Annotated in this window: 17 protein-coding genes; 7 read left to right on the top strand and 10 right to left on the bottom strand. The window is 45.2% G+C overall.

What is annotated here, in order from left to right; all coding sequences use genetic code 11:
- The first annotated feature begins 95 nt into the window (after window positions 1-95).
- Window positions 96-1184: a hypothetical protein gene (locus tag EYO21_04525; protein ID HIB03075.1), complete on the top strand. Its 1089-nt coding sequence runs from the start codon at window positions 96-98 to the stop codon at window positions 1182-1184.
- Between the two features lie 133 nt (window positions 1185-1317).
- Window positions 1318-1992, top strand: coding sequence for a hypothetical protein (locus EYO21_04520; protein HIB03074.1), 675 nt, complete (start codon window positions 1318-1320; stop codon window positions 1990-1992).
- Between the two features lie 286 nt (window positions 1993-2278).
- On the opposite strand, the gene EYO21_04515 is transcribed toward EYO21_04520, so the two are convergent.
- The 4 genes from EYO21_04515 to EYO21_04500 all read right to left on the bottom strand — a co-directional run bounded on the left by EYO21_04515 (window position 2279) and on the right by EYO21_04500 (window position 7629).
- Entirely contained in the window at window positions 2279-3055 is a 777-nt protein-coding gene (locus EYO21_04515) for an outer membrane lipoprotein-sorting protein (GenBank protein ID HIB03073.1), read from the bottom strand.
- Between the two features lie 30 nt (window positions 3056-3085).
- Window positions 3086-4354 carry a hypothetical protein gene (locus tag EYO21_04510; GenBank protein ID HIB03072.1) on the bottom strand — a complete coding sequence of 423 codons (1269 nt, stop codon included), beginning with the start codon at window positions 4352-4354 and terminating at the stop codon, window positions 3086-3088.
- 94 nt (window positions 4355-4448) lie between these two features.
- Window positions 4449-5201, bottom strand: coding sequence for an outer membrane lipoprotein-sorting protein (locus EYO21_04505; GenBank protein HIB03071.1), 753 nt, complete (start codon window positions 5199-5201; stop codon window positions 4449-4451).
- Window positions 5202-5205: 4 nt separating this feature from the next.
- Complete coding sequence (locus EYO21_04500; GenBank protein HIB03070.1) at window positions 5206-7629, bottom strand: hypothetical protein; 2424 nt, start codon at window positions 7627-7629, stop codon at window positions 5206-5208.
- A gap of 189 nt (window positions 7630-7818) precedes the next feature.
- Here EYO21_04500 and EYO21_04495 point away from each other — a divergent pair, with 189 nt between their 5' ends.
- Genes EYO21_04495 through EYO21_04485 form a run of 3 tightly spaced genes read left to right on the top strand, consistent with a single transcriptional unit; the run spans window position 7819 to window position 11650 of the window.
- Entirely contained in the window at window positions 7819-9645 is a 1827-nt protein-coding gene (locus tag EYO21_04495) for a M61 family peptidase (GenBank protein ID HIB03069.1), read from the top strand.
- On the top strand, window positions 9618-10274 hold the full coding sequence (locus tag EYO21_04490) for a thiamine diphosphokinase (protein HIB03068.1): 657 nt from the start codon (window positions 9618-9620) through the stop codon (window positions 10272-10274). The genes EYO21_04495 and EYO21_04490 overlap by 28 nt, the downstream gene beginning before the upstream one ends.
- On the top strand, window positions 10271-11650 hold the full coding sequence (locus tag EYO21_04485; GenBank protein ID HIB03067.1) for a sodium:solute symporter family protein: 1380 nt from the start codon (window positions 10271-10273) through the stop codon (window positions 11648-11650). Before EYO21_04490 ends, EYO21_04485 begins: the two co-directional genes overlap by 4 nt.
- Here EYO21_04485 and EYO21_04480 read toward each other — a convergent pair.
- Window positions 11642-12667 carry a fructose-bisphosphate aldolase class I gene (locus EYO21_04480; GenBank protein HIB03066.1) on the bottom strand — a complete coding sequence of 342 codons (1026 nt, stop codon included), beginning with the start codon at window positions 12665-12667 and terminating at the stop codon, window positions 11642-11644. The genes EYO21_04485 and EYO21_04480 overlap by 9 nt on opposite strands.
- 23 nt (window positions 12668-12690) lie before the next feature.
- On the bottom strand, window positions 12691-13899 hold the full coding sequence (locus EYO21_04475; protein ID HIB03065.1) for a pyrophosphate--fructose-6-phosphate 1-phosphotransferase: 1209 nt from the start codon (window positions 13897-13899) through the stop codon (window positions 12691-12693).
- Between the two features lie 150 nt (window positions 13900-14049).
- Between EYO21_04475 and EYO21_04470 the strand changes: the two genes are divergently transcribed.
- The gene (locus tag EYO21_04470) at window positions 14050-15294 is read left to right on the top strand and encodes a glutamate dehydrogenase (protein ID HIB03064.1); all 1245 of its coding nucleotides are present in this window, start codon (window positions 14050-14052) and stop codon (window positions 15292-15294) included.
- On the opposite strand, the gene EYO21_04465 is transcribed toward EYO21_04470, so the two are convergent.
- Window positions 15291-16556 (bottom strand): citrate synthase, encoded by a 1266-nt coding sequence (locus tag EYO21_04465; GenBank protein ID HIB03063.1) that lies wholly within the window; start codon window positions 16554-16556, stop codon window positions 15291-15293. The two genes, EYO21_04470 and EYO21_04465, sit on opposite strands and share 4 nt — an antisense overlap.
- A gap of 130 nt (window positions 16557-16686) precedes the next feature.
- Between EYO21_04465 and EYO21_04460 the strand changes: the two genes are divergently transcribed.
- The gene (locus EYO21_04460; protein ID HIB03062.1) at window positions 16687-17643 is read left to right on the top strand and encodes a hypothetical protein; all 957 of its coding nucleotides are present in this window, start codon (window positions 16687-16689) and stop codon (window positions 17641-17643) included.
- Here EYO21_04460 and EYO21_04455 read toward each other — a convergent pair.
- From EYO21_04455 to EYO21_04445, 3 genes are all read right to left on the bottom strand, one after another.
- A complete protein-coding gene (locus EYO21_04455; GenBank protein HIB03061.1) occupies window positions 17640-18377 on the bottom strand; it encodes a phosphocholine cytidylyltransferase family protein in 738 nt (245 codons plus the stop codon). The two genes, EYO21_04460 and EYO21_04455, sit on opposite strands and share 4 nt — an antisense overlap.
- A 34-nt stretch (window positions 18378-18411) precedes the next feature.
- A complete protein-coding gene (waaF, locus tag EYO21_04450; GenBank protein ID HIB03060.1) occupies window positions 18412-19422 on the bottom strand; it encodes a lipopolysaccharide heptosyltransferase II in 1011 nt (336 codons plus the stop codon).
- Window positions 19419-20502, bottom strand: a 1084-nt coding sequence (locus EYO21_04445) for a hypothetical protein (protein HIB03059.1), incomplete at its 5' end; no start/stop codon positions are given. The genes waaF and EYO21_04445, both read right to left, overlap by 4 nt.

Here is a 20502-nt window from a genome sequence, read left to right as displayed (position 1 = left end):
ATGGCCTATTTGCATTTTTCTCAGATTTAATTCTTTTTCATTAAATCGTTCGCTTACTATGAATGACATACGATTAGGTTGGTGATCAGAAAAACATGAATACAAAATCCAAGCTAGTTAAAGCACTTACGATCATAGTGGCTACTTATCTATTTTTGCTAAGTATCAATCTGCTAGGGCACTCCTTCAAGCAGTTTAAGAACCTGGCCGAAATCATGATCATGATGACATCTAACCCATTCGCTGGTCTCATTATCGGCATCGTTGCTACGAGTCTCATTCAGAGTTCTTCGACTACCACTTCACTCGTTGTCGGTCTGGTTGCCGGAAACGCTCTCAACCTGAGTAACGCCATTCCAATCATAATGGGGGCGAACATCGGTACAACCATCACCAACACACTTGTGTCGCTCGGTTATATTAATAACAAGGTGGAATTTCGAAGGGCGTTTTCCGCAAGCGTCGTGCACGATTTCTTTAATATCTGCGTTGTTATCGTCTTGTTCCCCATCGAGCTGAAATTTCATATCATATCCAAAACAGCTTCTATCTTAGAAAGAGGATTCTCAGGAGCGGGCGGATTGAAAATGTTCAATCCATTAAAATTCATCATTGATCCTGCGATTAAACTACTCGATTTCCTATTCTCATTTGTCCCTTACGAAAACCTAGTCATGATCATTTTTTCCCTAATCATCATGTTTTCTGCACTGGCATTTCTAATCAAAACAATTCGATCTATAATGCTAACGAGGATAGAAGTGATCATTGATAAGTACCTTTTTCGAAATGATGTACTCGGTTTCATCTTCGGAATTCTGATGACAGCTTTAGTCCAGAGCAGTTCGGTCACAACTTCCCTTATCATACCACTGGCCGGTGCCGGTCTTATTTCTGTTAGACAGATTTTCCCGTATACCCTAGGTGCAAATATCGGAACAACATTCACCGCAATGTTGGCTGCCATGGCGACGCAGAACAGTGTGGCCGTAACTGTTGCCTTTTCTCACCTCTGTTTCAATGTCTTCGGTATTGTTCTATTTTACCCATTTAAGTTCATTCCAATTCGGATGGCTGAATTTGTTGGACTCATGGCGAGCAAGTCGACCAGAAACTTGATTCTATTCATCACTATCTATATTCTTCTGCACTTTGTTCCGGTGGTACTCATTTTCCTCACGTAAATACTGGATAACATGAATACGAGGATCGATAACCGGAACTGGAGATTATCACTGCAAAAGCCTTATACTGTCTGCATCATAAACATTTCATTTCTGAATCTCTTAAGACTAATTTTATTTGTGAGGTAAAATCATGTGGAATCAACTCTTAAAACTGTGGAAATCGGACAATCTGCTTGTACAGGCATGGGACCAATCCTTTGAAATGCTGGAAATCGCCCGGGATATGTGTCTTGAAGCTATGCGAATTCTTCGGGAGAGCGATGACACTATTATAAACAAGGATATCCGCCAGAAGGACAAAAAGGTAAACGAATACGAACAAGAAGTTCGAAGAAAAGTGATGACACACTGTACAGTGCAAGGCCCAAACGAACTTCCTGGTGGAATGGTTCTTGTGAGTATTGTCATCGATATTGAGCGAATTGGGGACTACGCCAAGAACATACTCGATCTTGCCGAAGTACATTCTAATCGTTTAGATATTCCTGAACTTGAGAAAGACCTTCTTCAAATAGAGTCAACTACAAAAGAACGTTTTAAGGAATCTATCCGTATTCTTCGAGAGCAGGACGAAGATAGTGCAAAGCATCAGATGTCAACATTTAAAACGGAACTGTCCTCGATCTGTGACACAATTGTGGACCGTGCTGCAGGGGGAAAGATAACTGGTGTGACACCGGATGAATGTGCCACACTGGCACTTTATGCACGATACCTCAAACGGATCAACTCCCACCTGAATAATATGGTCACGAGTGTCGCAAATCCTTTTGAGAAGATCGGGTTCCGATCTGAAGAAATGTAGACCTAAAAGTTATATTTCATTTTAAAGAATACGTTATCGTTGCCGCTGAACTGACCAAAAGAATCTACCCTTTCCCTTACCACCTACTTTTTACTGAGACCACGCTCCAGGTCACATTTCATATCTAGGGAGATGGTTACTTAGAACTGATCCTGATCGTAACCGAAATCACTCCTGGGTATGTTTAAGATCAGCGTGAAGTTATACTCACCGCCTAACGGTACTCTATTTTGATAGCAGTCCTTTAGGAAGGGCTGAGCTCAACTACTTATATTTTTATAGATGATCACCTGTCGCGCTTAAGAAACCGCTCAGTGAAAAAGCTGTCTTCAATACCGGTGTCGTACTGAACATCGGAAACTTCCAGTATGGTTCTGTGCGGCTTTTGGATATTCTCCATCACCATCTTCAGAATCGTCCAGTAATCCCCATCTTTTCTGACTTCAGGAATAGTCATCACTTTCAGGAGTTGATCTTTTCTATCAAAGAATTCCACTTTTCGAAAGATACTCCGTTCTTTTTCTACCCAGATAATCCGCCGTGAGTATGTTCTCTTTTTCAATGGTATGGCCTCGACCTTGAAACATGTTGAACCGAAAAGTTCATCCTCCTCGAGGATCGTATAGGTGTCATCATCAATATCCCGTCCCTCCATATCCTGGTAAGTAAAATCAGATCCCATGAAGCTCTGATTCCTCTGATTGGAAATAATCCGTTTTGTTTTCTTCAGTGCCGGCAGGTAGAGCCACTGATCACTATCCTTGTTGTTTCCACGATATTCCCACATAAGGAGACTTGTACCTTTCACATCGGCCGGCTTTGTGAAGCGGATGAGGGACTTGGATAGGAAGATTCCCTCTGAAAAGTACTTTTGATATCTTGTGATCTCGCGGCTTCGGTGGCGCTCCTTCACCCCCATTATTTTGGTCAGTGTCAACACTGTTTTAGAAACAACATCTCGTGGATCGGGCTGTGCGTCTACCTTTTGCATGATCTCGAGCCCCGTCACTTGCGGTTGCAGTGTGGAAAGAGTAATGAAAAGGCAACTGGTCAATCTGAGCATGATTATAAAAACTAAGGTAAAGTGTTTCAGTTAGAAACTGAACTTAAAGCCTGCGGAGATATGAGAAAAATCTTCCAGTTGCGTAAAAGGGTTGGTCGGATCTGCCTCATCACCAAAAAACTGAGTTAAGCCAAGCTCAACTTCCCAGTTCTCAAGAGGTGAATAGGCTACTCCAAACCCACCCATCAGCCCCGCCTCCTCAAGGTTCACAAAGGTGGTAGCTCTAAGCTCAAGGCTGTTATCCATCAGGTTACCCGTTGCGGAGAGCATAATACCCTGTTCGGCGAACATGGCGAAAGGGGTTCCCATTCCCGGTACAAAACTGTCTTTCGTCAGTTCAGTTCTGGATGTGTCAGGTTGATTAAAAGTTAGTCCTTCAACCTTCAACACCGTACTGCCTATGAGCTGGCCTGAAAACTGGATGTCGAAAGGTCCTGTCACTTCACCTTGGAGAACGTATTGCTGATATTCCGCTTGCATCGCTAACAGTGCGGCACAACAGTCGTAATCCTCATTTTCAGTCATGAAATAACCCATCTCGCCCCGGAGAGTCAAATCGCCGAAGAAAGTGACAAAGTCACCCCCAAGAACAGACGTCGACCTGTAGCCAAACTGAGGTAACGGCAATACCATATTAACGGATTGGAGTTGGAGATAGTTCATCCCCATGAGGCTAAATCCCCTGTCGTGACCTTCGAAATAAGAAACAGAGAAATCGCTCTCTCCCACCGTCGTCTGAACACGAACACCGTACTCCAGCGGCTCATCTACTTTGATGTATTCTTGCGGCTCGAACGGGGGTTTGATTGGAAAATCCTCCTCGCCAAATGTATAACGATTGGGCTCATGCTCAGGGATAATGATGGCCTCAATCTGCCAGGCCCCAATATAAACCGACGCTGCTGCAGAAATAGAACCTATCTTTCGGTCAGTACCTGGAAGAAACAAATAGTAATAGTCGTAAGCATTGAGATTGTCCGTAGGATTATTTCCGTCAGCGGCACCCCAAGCATGGATCTGCTTCCCAACACTCACCTCTCCAAAGGATGGATACCAGACAGCATAAGCCTCTCGCAGATCAAATTCAGTTTCTCCAGAAGACCAACGGTATTCTAGGGAACTGCTAGTTTTGAAATCGAAGTTACCTAACGTGTAACCCAGCTTCAGTTCCGACATCCGGAAAGGGAGAGAAATCTGAGAGCCATCCGATGAGCGAAACATACCAGCTGGATGAACGGAACCACTATAATTCAGCTGCGCTGATACGGCAACAGGAAGCAGAAACAGCGCAAATCTCATCCTTAATAAGCGTTTTGGTGACAATAGAGCCTTGGCATTACACAAGATCGTTTTTATTAGATACTGGTGGTGCTTCTTGTATTACTTTTGGTTCCTATCGCGGCATCCGCTTAAGATTCTTCTCATGGAAAAGACCCTCCCTTAGGCCGGTATCCAACTGGATTTCATCAAACGTCACTCTCGTGCTGTGCTCTTTCTGAACATCCTTAACAAAAATGCCGGTCATAATATTGTACTTCCCCATCTTGCCGGTGTTAAAAACCTTGGTCTTCTTCAAATATCCTTTTCGGTCGTACGATTCTTCTTTCACCAACAATAGTGTTGCTTTCTCAACCCAGGTCGTATGTTTGGAATAAGTAGACTTGGCTTCAGGTTTCGGCATTACTTCCAACATATAGCACTCTTTTCCGTCCACTACGTCATCATCAAGACGAACGAATTCATTCTCTTCAAGCTCCCTGCTGGTCATATCTTCATAACTGAGATCGGAGCCCATGAAGGAATCTCCCTTCTTTTTTGATGAGATTCGGCGAATCTTATTGAAAGCCGGAAGCCACATGCGCATTTCATCATCCATATCATCATGCTCGATTTTCAAAAAAGCTACTCCCTTATCATCCGCTGGAGCCAGAAACCAAAGGATCTGCTTCTTTCCTCCGCCAACCAATTGGGAGAAAATGGTAGATGTGCGTGTCTTACCTTTGGAATTGGTCAGAACCATTGTCATCTTGGAGGTCATATCTTTGGGCTGTTTACGTTCATTCATCATCTTGGCAATATCATAGCCGGATTGTCCCTGGAGGACTGAAAGCAATAGCAGAATCAAAAGTATTTCCCTCACGATCATTCTACTAAACTTTCATCAATCTTGATTTTAACATTTCTGAAATGACCGCCAATATAGTCAATGTCCCTATGGATGTGGATATCATGGCAAAAATGAGTAACCCACCTATATACTGAACAGGAATAAAAGACGAAAACAACAGAGCGCCAAACCCCATATTGGATGCAGCGTCCAAGATGATAGGATAGCCTACATCTTCCACAACTTCACGCGTGAGTTCATCTGAGGAAATACCGCTTCTTGAAATATTTCGGTACTGCGCAATATAGTGGAGGGCAAAATCGACACCGACACCAATGATGATGGCAGAGAGAATTGCCGTGATATGGGAAAGTTCTACACCGAACAGACCCATCAAACCAAAATTCAAGATAACCGCTGACACAAGGGGTGTGACAGATAGCAACGCCCATAACCCGTTCTTGAAAAAGATCCAGGAAATTAGAAAGATCATAATAATCGAAACTAATATACTGATTATGGATGATCTTATAACTAGGTCTACCAGTTCGCGAAGAATGATTAGAAGTCCCGTTATGGTTGTCTTGATATCATTCTCGGCGATTAACTGAATCTCTTTTTCAGTATCATTGACAAACTCGATAACCATGGTCGTGGAAATACTCCCCAAGAGTGCTGTCATAAGGCCAGTATGATAGTCATAATCAACCAGGGAACTGAAATCATCTGGATCACCAGACATGGAATAAAGCGTAAAAAGGTTATTCACCTTCCCCCTCGTTTCCGGGATGGTCTCAAATGCCCGGTCATCATCCATAACTGTGCGGTGCATCTGCTTGATAACATCCACGATGGAGAATGTTGAGTGTACACTCGGATGCGAATCAACAAACGCCTGAATGGTCTGTACTTTATTTAAAACATCAGGAGACTTCAAATCTCCTTCGAACCTGATATCGATATCCATCACGCCAGCCATTTCCTGGTTCATGAAATCGATACTATCACGTATTTCAGTACCCGGTTTGAAAAACTTGGTAAAATCCACTTCCACTTCCACTAGCAATATCCCAATTGACGCCACTAAAACTATCCCACTTCCAAGCGCCAGAATTACCTTCTGATAGCGGATAACAAGCCTTCCATACACATTTACTATTCTCTCAATGGGACTCAGATGCGTGATCGCCTTAGACTGCAAGTCCCATTCGTGACGTATTATCATGGCTGGGAGAAAAAGGGAAGACAAAAGCCATGCCCAGGTAATACCGAGCGAAATAGTGATACCGTAACCGATGAACTGTTCGATAGGTGCAAAGATCAAAGAGAGGAAAGCAACGATTGTGGTCAGGCTCGTCAGAAAGACTGGTAACAGGAGATTGTCCATGGTTGTGAAGACAGCCTTCTCTACATCCTTTTGCTTCCTCAATTCCCGTAGAAACTTTGTCAGAATGTGGACTCCATCTGCTGCGGCGATTGTCATCAAAATAATCGGCATAGAAGAGTTCACCATAGTGAAATGAAATTTTTCCGAACCGGTCAAAGTCACAATCCAACCCATGAAACCCATCATGGAAACAAGGGAAATGACAATCACTCCCCAGACCAGTTTGACGGCGTTTGCGCTGCGAAAGTTGACAGCTAGGACAGTAATCAGAACCCCGATGCCTAGAATCATCAGTATCAAAACATCTTCCAGAATGAGTGTCGGGAGAGTTCCGAAAAGATAAGGTGTACCACCGTAATGGATTTCGTAATCGCCCAGATACCTTTCTGCAATCTCCACCATGTTGTCCCGCAAGATATTATTTTCTATATCTGTTTTGGGCTTGATAATAATATTTACATAATCACCATGACGCCCCACCATACGCTTCTTCATGCTGGAAAGTTTGTCAAGATATTGCTCAATATCCTGAATCTCCTCTGCAGTCAGATTCCTGGATGGCTGAAGACTGGTGATTTCTAGAAAGCCATCGTCACTGTCCATTCGATCTGCCGTCGATATGGACATAATTTCATCCACCTCCGGAAGTTCTTCCAGGGCGCGGCTTGCATCCCACAGAGACGCGAGCAGTTTCTCATCAAAAATCGATTTCCCTGGTAACCCAAACGCAATAAAACCCATATCGGTACTACCAAACTCATCCCTCACTTTTTCCCAGGTAACACGGGCTTCGGTGGTTTGAGGAAGCATTTTCATCACATCTTCATCAAAAACAAAATGGGGCAGGTTTTCCGCGAAACGATCATAAGATGAGGGGAATACCCAGGCTGCCGTCTCATCAGGTAAAACCCATTCTCCCACCCATTTAAAAACCAAGAGGAGGTTGCCACTCAAGCCCGTAATGAGAACCAGAGATAAAAGTACCATTACCCGGATGGTCCGTTTGGAATTCTTCATACTCTGCCTGATAAACCAACTGCGAAACGGGTGATCGAAAGATTCTGTTCTAGGGTTGTTCATAATATTTCATTAAGGCTTCCTTCCAATGATGAAAAAATTCTCGGAAGCTATTTCCAATTTAAGGTCTTTTCACACTTTAGCTAAATGTTGATCAGCCTTCAGTCGGTAAATCATAAATGCCAATCAATTATTCACCTGTTATCAAAATGGCTGACAGTTTGTATTTTCACAAACATCTTTTAATCAAAAGTGAGCGGTAAAATAAAATCAAAAACCTGGATAATTTATTTTTCGGCTGTAGTCAATATTTTAGGGGCCGAAACGGGTAAGAATGATGCCATGATCCAATACAATCTATCTATGCCTGAACCTCACACTCATTACTATGAAGTGGAAATGACAGTAACCGGCAACACTAAAAAAACTGTTCAGCTGAAAATGCCTGTTTGGACACCTGGATCTTACCTGGTGCGGGAATTTGCCCGCCACATCCCCAGGGTACGCGCATATGCTGGAACACAACAACTGAATGTGGAAAAGATAGACAAAAACACCTGGGAGGTGAAGACAGGCTACTACAAAGAGTTTAGCATCATGTATCGTATATATGCTTATGATCAGTCAGTAAGGACAAGTTATCTGAGTGACTCCAGAGGTTATTTAAACGGGACATCTGTTTTCCTTTATGTGGTCGGTCGTGAAAAGGAGCATGGAGAAGTAAAGGTGACACCCTTCCGGGGTTGGCGGAAAATCTCCACTGGGCTTCCCAAAGTGAAGGGTAAGCGAAATACATTTGCGTTTCCTGATTACGACGTATTGGCTGATTCACCTTTCCTCATTGGTAATCATGATGTGCTCACTTTTAAAGTGAAAGGGATACCTCACGAAATTGCTCTTTACGGGCAAGGTAATGTGGATAAAGATCGGCTGAAAGATGATTTCAATAAAATTGTTAATGCTACTGTAGAAATCTTCGGAAAACTTCCATATGATGGCTACGTTTTCTTCATCCTCATGCTGGACGGCCTGGGGGGCGGTCTTGAACACCTCAACTCCACCACCATTCAGGCAGATAGGTGGATTTTCTCAAATAATAATCGTTACCAGCGTTTTCTCTCCACGGTAGCCCACGAATATTTTCACACATGGAACGTGAAGCGCATTCGCCCCATAGCTCTTGGCCCATTCGATTACGACAATGAAAATTACACTGCAGACCTTTGGATCGCAGAAGGGATAACTAGCTATTACGACAATCTCTTGCTATTGAGATCAGGCATAGTTGACGTTGAAGGCTATTTCAAGTTTGTTGGTCGGGATATCAGGAGTGTAGAAACAGCACCTGGGAGACTGGTCCAATCCGCCGTGGAATCCAGTTTCGATACCTGGATAAAAAATTACCGACGCAATGAAGAATCCCACAATGTGATGATCTCTTACTATTCCAAAGGGGCTGTTACCGGGCTAATACTTGATCTTGCCATCAATACCAATACCAATGGGAAAAATTCTCTGGATCAGGTTTTTCAAGAACTCAACAGGCGGTACGAAAATGATCCGTCTAAAGGCTTTACCTCAAAGGAATTCAGGACTATTTGCGAAAATGTGGCCGACCGAAAATTGGATGATGTTTGGCAATATGTAGATACAACCAAAGAAGTGGACTATAATTCAACACTTGAAACAGTGGGATGTATCCTTGAACGCAAATACGGAGAAGGAGTGACAGATTCAACTTCTTTCTATGGATTTGAGACGAGTGGGGAAAGAAACCCCATTGTAAGCAAAGTCTACGCCGGCACTCCATCTTATACAGGCGGTCTCAATGTGAATGATGAAATTGTGGCTGTAAACGGTACAAGAGTGTCAGCGAAAACACTCACTGATCGCCTCAAAGACATATCAATAGGCAATAAGGCCGAGCTTCTTATATCCCGGGAAGGGCTAATGCAAACAATCACAATGATTGCATCGGGACCGCCTCACGATAGCTTTGTCATCAAAAAGATTGAAACACCCAGTGATGATCAGAAACAACTTTTCGAGGGATGGCTCGGCACGCCGTGGGAGGAATAGAGAACAGTCTCTTTGAACCCGTTGTCGTTCTCGCCAATGGTGAACCTCCCTCTCATCACCATCCCTTATCCATACTCAATAACGCCGGCACACTGATTTGCGCCGATGGCGCCGCCACGGCCGCAGTGAACCTGGGCCGAACCCCAGATGTTGTCATCGGGGATATGGATTCCATGGATGAAGCTCATATTCCACCTGAAAGTGAAATGATTGCCATGACCAGTCAACTCAACACTGACCTGGAGAAAGTGCTGGACTGGTGTGTAGGGAAAAACGTCTCTTCTGCCACACTCCTTGGTCTTTCCGGGATGAGGGAAGATCACATGATGGCGAACTTTGCTACCTTGGCAGACTACAGCAACAGGTTGAAACTGATAGCCGTCACCGATTACGGTACCATCCATCATGTAACAGGAGATGAGAGTTTTGATTGCGAGCCGGGAGCCACTGTCTCTCTCATTGCGGCATCGGAAAAGCCGGTTGTGTCCACTAATGGTTTGATATACCCTCTCATCAGTGAACAGCTGAAAACCAGCGGTCACGGCATCAGCAATCAGGTGGAGAACGGACAGTTGTCCCTGGAGGTGTCAGGCGGCACTCTTTTCCTCTTCATCGGCCACATCGATTGAATCCTTCCCTACATCCCATCGACATCGCTATCATTTTGCTCTACGGGACGGCAGTGCTGGCGCTGGGTCTTTTCAAGAATAGGAAGAAAGCAGGCAATTCACACTACCTTCTGGCCGGCCGGCGGATAACGCTCATCCCCTTCACCGCATCAGTGGTGGCCACATGGTATGGTGGTATACTGGGCGTGGGGGAATTCACCTATCTTCACGGTATTTCAAACTGGGTTGTTCTAGGACTGCCCTATTATATCTTTGCACTCCTCTTTGCCCTTTTTCTGGCGGAAAGAATCAGAGAAGACCATTTTGCCACCATACCCGACAGACTCCGCCAATACTACGGTGAAACAGCCGGCCTTATTGGTGCGGGGCTCATAACGATATTGACCACACCAGCGCCGTACATCCTAAGTTGCGCGCTCCTCCTAACCTATCTCTTTGATATCTCCCTGTTCCCCGCTCTTCTCCTGGCTACAGGAATTAGTCTAATCTATGTTTACAATGGCGGCTTCCGATCGGTGGTAAGAACGGATGTTCTCCAGTTTGGGCTCATGTTTACCGGATTCGCTTTGCTTGTCTTCATCTGTTTTCAGAATTATGGTGGCTTTCAGGCACTACGGGAAGGTCTACCTGAATTGCACCTCACATGGCACGGAGGCAAATCGAAACAGTACATTCTCGTCTGGTTTTTTATCGCACTTTGGACATTCGTGGATCCCGGCTTCTACCAGCGGTGCGCGGCGGCTGAATCTCCGGTCATTGCAAAAAAAGGAATTCTCGTCTCTATTGGGTTTTGGGTGGTATTCGATTTTCTTACTGTCTCAGCTGGGCTCTACAGCCGCTTACTTTTACCTGAAGGATCAGAGGCCGCCTTGGCATTGCCCGCCCTGGGCTTGACTGTCCTTCCGCCCGTTATAAAAGGCCTCTTTTTTGCGGGACTGCTGGCCACTATCATGTCCACTATCGACTCTTTCGGTTTCATCAGCGCTATAACCTTTGGAAGGGATATCCTTTGGCGGCTGAAAAGGTCAGGGAATGAAGTAGCGTGGGTTAAACTGGGACTTCCCTTTACTGCGGCTTTTTCTCTGCTGTTAGCTTGGCTCTTACCATCAGTGATAGAGTTGTGGTATTCTCTCGGGAGCGTGGTAATACCAGGGCTTCTTATCCCTTTTCTTACAACCTTTTGGCAAAAGAAACCGATCCCAGCCGTTCCGGCAATGATGATATTCTCAACCGCTCTAAATTTGGCGTGGTTTCTTTTTTGGTTTAAGGAGAGTAAATACCCCTTGGATATTGAGCCATTTTATCCGGGGCTCATTTTATCTATTCTTTGGCTGCTAACTGCCGGAAAGTTTCCTAAATCAGCTAGGTTAAGCTGAAGCCTCCATCTCCTGATTATAGTCGCCAGTGGTGGCGGCGCCGTTGCACTTGGCGCGATGGAGAAATGCTGCTTTGGCACCTTCAATATTGGCCGGGTCTCCTCCCCACGCCTTCAAGGCTGGCTGCTGCAGAGCACGGCCGTAGGAAAAACTGAGCTTCCACGGCTTCTCTGCATCGAGACGATTCATGGCGCTAAGGTGTTCGGTTGCAAGGATATCGCTCTGTCCCCCTGAGAGAAAACAGATTCCCGGTACCGCCGCCGGAACAAATCGCTGAAAGCAGGAAACTGTGGCCTCCACCACCTCGTCAACAGATGCCTGCTCTGAACATTCATAGCCCGAGAGAACCATATTTGGTTTCAGGATGATTCCCTCCAGATAGACATCCATACGAAAAAGCGCCTCAAAAACAGAACTAAGTACTTCTGAAGTTACCTCGAAACTAGCCTCCATGTTGTGCTCGCCATCCATGAGCACTTCCGGTTCTACGATGGGAACAATGTCTGCTTCCTGGCAGAGTGCCGCATATTGGGCTAGAGCGTGAGCATTGGCATCGATGCAGGCAAATGAGGGTGCATCTTCAGTGATGGTAATGACCGCGCGCCACTTGGCAAACCTTGCACCTAGTTCGTAGTACTCCTTCAGTCGGTCCCGTAAACCGTCCAATCCTTCAGTCACTTTCTCACCCTCAAAGCCTGCCAGTTCCTTGGCACCTTTGTCCACCTTGATACCGGGAATTACACCAAGACCTGAAAGGTGTTTCGGAAAAGGGACATCTCTGTCAACAGTGGATTGGCGGAGAGTCTCATCAAACATGATGACACCGCTAATGTAATCCTCCATTCCTTCAGTGGTGAAGAGCATATCACGGTAAATAAGACGATTTTCTTCCGTTGATTCTGCATTAATCTGATCAAACCTTTTGCCGATGGTTGGTGTACTCTCATCCGCCGCAAGAATGCCCCTCCCCGGTGCTACCATAGCTTTTGCCGTGGATTCTAACTGTTCAAGATTCATGGTACTTAATACTCCTTCTTTCCTTAGGCCTGCCCTGTGTCAGCAAGCATTGCATTAAACCAATCCGCCGTCACATCAAAAGATTTCCCACCTTTGATTCGATCGAAGTCAATGAGACTCAATTCCCCGTCCCTGTCCATGTCAAGTCCAACCACACCGTTGTCACCATTCAGTGCTGATTCGGAGGCCATAGAAGCACTTCTCTTGATCAGCGCTAAATCCTCCTCATTTGGTGCGGCGGATCGGGCAAAATAACCGCTTTTTTGAACAAGAATCTTGTCAGCTTTAAGACGTTCTCCAAACATCTCTGCAAACAATATTCCTGGATTGATGAGATCAAGATTCACATGACCAAAAGCGTCTATGTCAACCATCTCTCCCTTCGCCTCTTTTTCTCTGACAATTGTCTCTACTCCAGCCCCTTCACTGAGAAAAATGTTGACCCCATCTTTTTCATCCATTCTATTAATCAAACGTTCACACTCGGCTGAAAAATCTATGTCTATCTCAGGGACGTAAACCGCATCCACATCCCACCGGTTTTTGGAGATAAGTATTTCAGGGAGGAATGTTTTTTGTTTCAACCGTTTACGGTAGGCGCGGGCCGTTGCAGCGGTTAGCCATCCGCAGTGACGGCCCATTACTTCATGAATAATGAGCTGTCTGCGGCTTGTGGTGTTTTCGTTGGCTATGTTCTCAAAAAATACAGCTCCCTGTTCCGCAGCCGTTGCAGCACCCAAGGTTTGCACAATAGGATAAACATCGTTGTCTACCGTCTTTGGTAAACCCACCACAGTGAGCTCAGCACCCATCTCTTGAAAAATACCAACAAGACTCGCCGCCATGATGTTGGTGTCGTCGCCGCCAATAGTGTGAAGAATGGAAACACCGTCTTCCATTAACTGCTTAGCCGCGACCTGTAAAGGATCCTCTCCTTCTTTGACAAAACCGCGTTTGATGCAATCTTCGACATTCGTGAGCTTCACACGGCTATTTCCTATCGGGCTACCCCCGAAGGACAATAGCAGATCAGCTTTCTCTTGGACGTCTTTAGTGATCTCAATTGACTTACCAACCAACAGGCCTCTGTAACCGTGGAGGTAGCCTATCATGTCACAATCCTGCACTTTGTGGTTATATTCCATCATAAGTGCACCAATAGATGCAGAAAGACAAGGCGCTATACCACCTGCTGTAAGAAAAGCGATTTTCGGTGTTTTCTCTTGACTCATACCAGAGCTAAAAATTAACGTGATTGTCACACTGATAAAAGGTGCATTAATAGAGAAAATTCAGTTAGATAAACTTCTTCACTGGATAATAACCTTTTAAATACCTACTTTTCAATTAACTCAATAACAAAAGGATAGGGAGATTAGAGAATGTCTGATGTGAAGGTGAACAATTTCAAAGCGTGTTGTGATCAGTTTGATAGAGCGGCCGATAAACTGGGACTGGAAGAAAACCTTGCAAATTCACTCATGATGCCCGATCGGGAACTTGCCGTAGAGGTCCCGCTCAAGAGAGACGACGGCTCGCTGGCAATTTTCAAAGGTTTTCGTATTCAACACAATAATGCCCGTGGTCCTTTCAAGGGGGGAATCCGCTATCATCAGGAAGTTGATTTGGACGAGGTTCGGGCCCTGGCCGCTCTCATGACCTACAAGACCGCCGTTGTGGATATCCCTTACGGCGGCGGAAAAGGTGGCATTACTATAGATCCTAGAGAGTTTTCCAAACGGGAACTAGAACAGCTGTCTCGGCGGTTTTTCCGCAGGATCAGCCCCATCATAGGAGTAAACAAGGATATTCCCGCTCCGGACGTTAACACCAACGCCCAGATCATGGCGTGGTTCATGGATGAATACAGTCAAAATCACGGCTACAGCCCGGGGATTGTTACCGGAAAACCCATCGATCTGGGAGGCTCTCTCGGCAGGGAATCCGCCACAGGCCGCGGCGTCTTTTTCACCATTCGTGAAACTGCGGTGGAGTTTGATATGGATCTTTCAGAAGCGACAGCTGTGATCCAGGGATTTGGCAATGTCGGTTCCTTTACTGCCAAATTCCTCCACGAAGCCGGCTGCAAAGTGATTGCTGTCAGTGATGTCACTGGCGGACTTCACGACCCCAGCGGACTTGACATCACTGCGCTGGCAGACTATGTAAAGGAAAATCGAGTCATTGAAGGATTCGATCAAGGCAAAACACTCTCCAATGAGGACCTTCTCACTACTGAATGTGATTTTCTAGTCCCGGCGGCCCTAGGGGGTGTAATTCATAAAATGAACGCTGAAAGCCTCAACTGCGGTTTTGTCATTGAGGCGGCCAACGGCCCCACCACACCTCCCGGTGATGAGATTCTATTTAAGAAAAAGATACCAGTTATCCCGGATATTCTAACCAATGCCGGCGGTGTTACCGTGTCATATTTCGAGTGGGTGCAGAACCTGCAGCAATTCAGATGGGAAGAAGATGAAGTGAACTCCAAACTGGAGAATAAGATGGTGTCGGCCTACAGTGAAGTAAACTCACTCCGCAAAGATAAGGAGGTCTCCTTCAGGACGGCGGCTTTTATGGTTGCGATTGAACGGGTGGCTAGATCGGTAGAACTTAGAGGCTTCTAGCTCCCACCCTTATAATCTCTCAGGGTCACGCCGGTGTAAATCTGTCTGGGCCGGTAGATCCTCCACTTGGGATCTTCTCTTAACTCTTTCCATTGGGCTATCCACCCCGGAAGCCGCCCCAGTGCAAACATAACCGTAAACATTGATGTAGGAACGCCAATGGCCCTGTATATGATGCCTGAGTAAAAGTCCACATTGGGATACAACTTTCTCTCAAGAAAGAACTCATCTTTCAACGCCACCTCTTCCAATTCCTTGGCAATTTCTAAAAGTGGATCATCAACACCCAGTTTTTTCAAAACTCTGTCCGCTGACGCTTTCAGTATCTTTGCCCGCGGATCAAAATTTTTGTAAACCCGGTGACCGAATCCGAACAGCCTAAAGTCAGAATCCCGGTCCTTTGCCATCTCAACATATTTTTTGTAATTGCCATCATCATCATGTATCATTTGTAACATTTCGATGACCTTCTGATTCGCCCCGCCATGCAACCGGCCTGACAGTGCTGCAATTCCGGCAGCGATCGAAATAAACAGGTTGGCACCACTGGATCCGACCATTCTAACCGTAGAAGTTGAGCAGTTTTGTTCATGATCAGCGTGTAAAATCAACAATAGACGTAAAGCGTCTACAAGAACTGGATCTGGCAGATAAGACTCTGATGGTACTGCAAACATTATGTAGAGGAAGTTTTCCTCAAAAGTCAAATCATTCCGGGGATAGATGAACGGTTGACCGGTCGATTTCTTGTAGGAAAAAGCTGCCAAGGTCTTCATCTTGGACAGTAGGCGAATAATATTGAGGTTAAGATCGTGATTCTCCCCCTGTGGATAGAAAGTTGAGAGTGCCGACACTGTCGATGCCAGAACCCCCATGGGATGAGCATTCATGGGGTAACCATCAAAAAATCGTTTGAAGTCTTCATGGATCATAGTGTGGTGAGTAATAGCATCAATAAACTGATTAGCTTCACTCTCAGAGGGTAGTTTTCCGTAAATCAGCAGATAGCAGACCTCAAGGAAGGTAGAATTCTCCGCAAGCTGTTCTATGGGAAAACCGCGATAACGAAGGATTCCCTTCTCACCATCAATAAATGTGATATCGCTGGAGCAAGATCCCGTGTTAACATAACCTGGATCATAAGTGATGTAGCCTGTCTCCTTGCGGAGATGCGTAACATCTACGGCCTTCTCTCCCTCAGATCCTTCAATGATCGGGAGTTCAACAGCTTTACCATCTAATTGTATTTTTACTGAAGACATCTGTCTCTAACCTAAAAGAAACGGTGACCTCATCACCTCAATTGTTCTATTGTTACGGCAATGATAATTTAGAGTTTCCACTCCTAATCGAAAAGGTGTGATGTTGACAATTTTCCCTAAATTCACCTGCATGAAGCAACTTAATAAGGCCATTCCGCTGGTTCTCTTGCTTCACACGGCTGCGGTCTCGGCAGCTGATATTTCATCTCTAGTTTTTTTTGATCTGAACGGTTCAACCCAAAAAGCCATCAATCCCGCATTCAGGGTAGGACGTGCTTACCTTGATTTAAGAGAGAAGTTGACAGACAATATTTCATTCCGCTTGACCACCGATGCACAATCATCTATTGATGGGAAAATAGAGGTATTTTTGAAATATGCCTTTGTGTCGTGGCAAACAAGATTTGGTGAGTTCATGGTGGGCTCCCAACCTACAAACTATTTTGGCCCGTTAAAGCAGACATGGGGCCTACGATTTATAGAAAAATTCCCGGGGAACCTCCACGGATTCGATGACACGGCTGATCTTGGTATTTCACTTCAGCGAGTCGTTGGATCTGATTTACTGTTTCACGCCGCTGTTTTCAACGGTTCGGGATTCAAGAAACCTGAAAATGATGCTTATAAAAGAATGTCTCTCCTTGTGAGTAAAGGGGAACAGAATCTTTCCCGAAATACCGGCCATAACTTTGGATTATTGGGATCTGTTGAGCCTTATGGTGACTGGAAAGATAATGTCTATCTGAAATATAGGTATGGTGGATTTGTAGGCTATGCCAATTCACGGCTGCGTGCTGGCTTTGACCTGCAAATCGAGCAAGACGCCGGTCTCAATCATCAAGAACGGATACTGGCTCTTTACGCCTCACTGAAGAGAACAGAACAACTCACACTTTTTGGCCGAATTGATATTTACGATTCTTCAGTAGATCATCCGGATATGCGGGAACATTTTGTCCTGATGGGAATGACCTACAGCCCGGCCGCTAACTTCCAGATTGCACCAAATATTAAGTACACTTTTTTCGGAACGGATTTGCTGGAACCGTACTGGCAGGGCAGGCTCAGTTTCTATTTCAGATTCTAGCGTTGATCTTTAAATAAGTCTGAAGTCGCAAGTTCTGCGGCTTTATCAAGATCTTCCAAGAAGTCAATTTCTATACAAGGCAGATCAGAAACATCAACATAGTGAACTTCGGTTTCAGCTAAAAGCGGATCAACAGCAGCCTCAAAGTAGTCGGCCTTGCCTCCCGCCTCAATGAGCTGTGAAAGTGAATCCGAAAACTGACTGTTAAATGCCTCGGAAAGTTTTGCTACACCGATGAATTCACCCAATGAATTTTCTTCAATCAGCTCCTTCCCAATGGCCACTATGCGCTGATCGGCACCTTCAATTACCTTTACTTCCTCCTTACCGCACTGTTTTGCTTCTACGGCCAGAACATTATTCCTCTCATCATTGAGGACCCTCTGAAGCAGCTTAACTGGATAAAGAACATCCCCATTCATGAGCAAACATTCGCCATGACGGAGCACATCTTCACACAAATGGAGAGAATAGGAGGTGTTTGTTTCGAAAAAATGCGGATTATAGACAAAGTTGAACTCGAATTCATTGAAACTGGTTTTCAAGTAATCTATAATCATACCCTTGTAATATCCGACCACAACTGTGGCTTCATAAATCCCAACTTGCTCTAGTGCTTTTATCTGGTAATCAATGATCGGTTGACCGGCTACTTCCAGAAGACACTTCGGCTTGTCGAAGGTGAGAGGATAAAGTCGTCGGGCAACGCCGGCTGCAAGAATGATTGCTCTCATAAGGGGACGAAACTACGAGGGCTTTGAGAAACAGTTAACTTTTTTCTGATCCTGACACAACTGAATACGCCTCCCACACCTTCCCTGGATCCACAGCAGTAAGACAAAGAAGTGGCTCATCACTATTGTGACACTGATTCTTTCTACAAGGGCTGCAGTGAACACCTTGAAAAATGATTTCATTACATCTTCCCAATGGTGCCGTGATTTCAGGATCTCCAGCCCCAAAAAGTGAAACAGTTGGCACTCCAAGATTCACTGAAACATGGCCCAACCCTGAATCGGACGCTATCACGCCGCAGCACTGAGAAATGAGTGCAATACTCTCTCGAAGAGAGATTTTACCGCAAACAGACTGCAAGGCTCCATTTGCAAAATGTTCCGTTAGTTCAGTTGCCATAGGAATGTCCCTTTTTCCCCCAATGAGTATGACAGCTACACCACCGTTCAAGGCAAATTCAATGATTCCTTTCCACAGCGTGAACGGTGGTTGTCTTGAGGAAGCCAAACTGCCCGGAAAAACGGCCAATGGAGAAGCCATGTTGAGTGATTGAAAAAGGACTTTTGCAGATGCCACTTCATTATCAGTAACAACGATTGAAGCGGTCAATTCAGCAGTTGTATCATACCCTTTCAATAAGTTGAGGTATCGTTTGGATCGATGCATTTTTTCGGATGGCGAAGTAATAACCTCTGTTAAGAGCGGTGAGCGCCCCTGACCGGTATAGCCGATTCTTTCTTTAGCAGCGGAGAACCAGCCTATGTATGCAGATCTCCAAGATCTTGAAAGAAGATAGAGGCGATCAAATTCCTTTGGTCTCAACTGACGTCCGATTTTACTAGCACCTACTATCCCTTTATCTTCATCAAAACCAATTCTGAACAAATCATTGATGAATGGACTGTTTATCACTACAGGGGCAACCCATTCCCGCGCTATAGCAACAATATGGTCATTTTCGTGAGCATCCCGACAATGTGCAAGGAACGGAAGGGCCATGACCGCATCTCCCACCCAGTTAGGTATGTAGACACCGATATTCATCTTTCTCCTACATCCAATTTTTCTATTATTGCATCTACAAGACGAGCCGACGCCTTACCATCTGTACGGTACAGGTAGCGCTCAGCAGCCTTTAGCCTCACCACAGACATGCTGTTTGGATTTTTCAGTGTTTCACTTACCATCGCCGCCAACTCTTGTGGGTGATCAAGGCGGTAGGTAAAATCGATTTCCGAGGACCGCACCAGATCGAGCCGCTTACGCAAACGGGATTTCAGAATTCGGTGCTTCAGTCGTGGTTTGTAGAAGGTCGTCTGAATAATGGGCCGGTTCAAGGCCAGGTATTCAAAGAGTGTCGAAGAGATATCAGACAGCAGTACGTCCGAAACCGAATAGTAGGGGACAATATTGTAATCTTCCCGGGTAACAAGATAAATCCCTTGCCCGGTAATCTGTTTGGCCTGTTCACTGTGATGCCTGTAACGATGCTGGCTCCAACTGAAACCGTGCAACTTGATGATGACATTCACCTCCTGAGCCAGCCCTGGTAGCTTAGGTAACATCTGTTCCACCGATGAGGGGTAGAATGTTGGCGCATAAAGAAGTGTTGGGCGTTGTGGAGAAAGGTTAAGAGTGTCGAGGAGTTCAGTTTTTTTTTGTGAGTTCATCACAGCCAGAGGATCATTCTTAGTGTAACCAGTGAGGACAAGATTTGCCTCTCCCCTTCTGGTTAATTCATCGTACCTCTCCTGGCTCTCAACGGCTCTGATATTGATCCTTGGTGAATTGTCCCTGTAGTAACTCTCCTTCAATCCAATGCCATGATAAACCATCACCGCCACTGTATTGTCACTCACCACTTTCTCCAGCATACCGGGGATACCAACAATAACCACATCAAACTTTCTGCTTCTGAGTTCTGTTTGTCGCGTCGCTTCATTATTACCATCGATAAATTCTATTCCAAGTGTTTCAACCTCCTCACTAAAATGACGGCGTTCAGGATCGTTAATTGTGTGCGATATAGACGCTGACAGAGCATAACCGCCCCTTCGTTGGAACTCCTCAATGATCGGCAGAAAATTGGGGAGGTAATAAAGGTGGTGGCATTCAAATAGAATG

The organism is Candidatus Neomarinimicrobiota bacterium (genome assembly GCA_012964825.1).
In the GTDB taxonomy this organism is placed as follows: Bacteria; Fidelibacterota; Marinisomatia; order Marinisomatales; family S15-B10; genus UBA2125.
The sequence above is the reverse complement of the archived record's forward strand: the minus strand, read 5'-3'. Positions and strand labels throughout refer to the sequence as shown.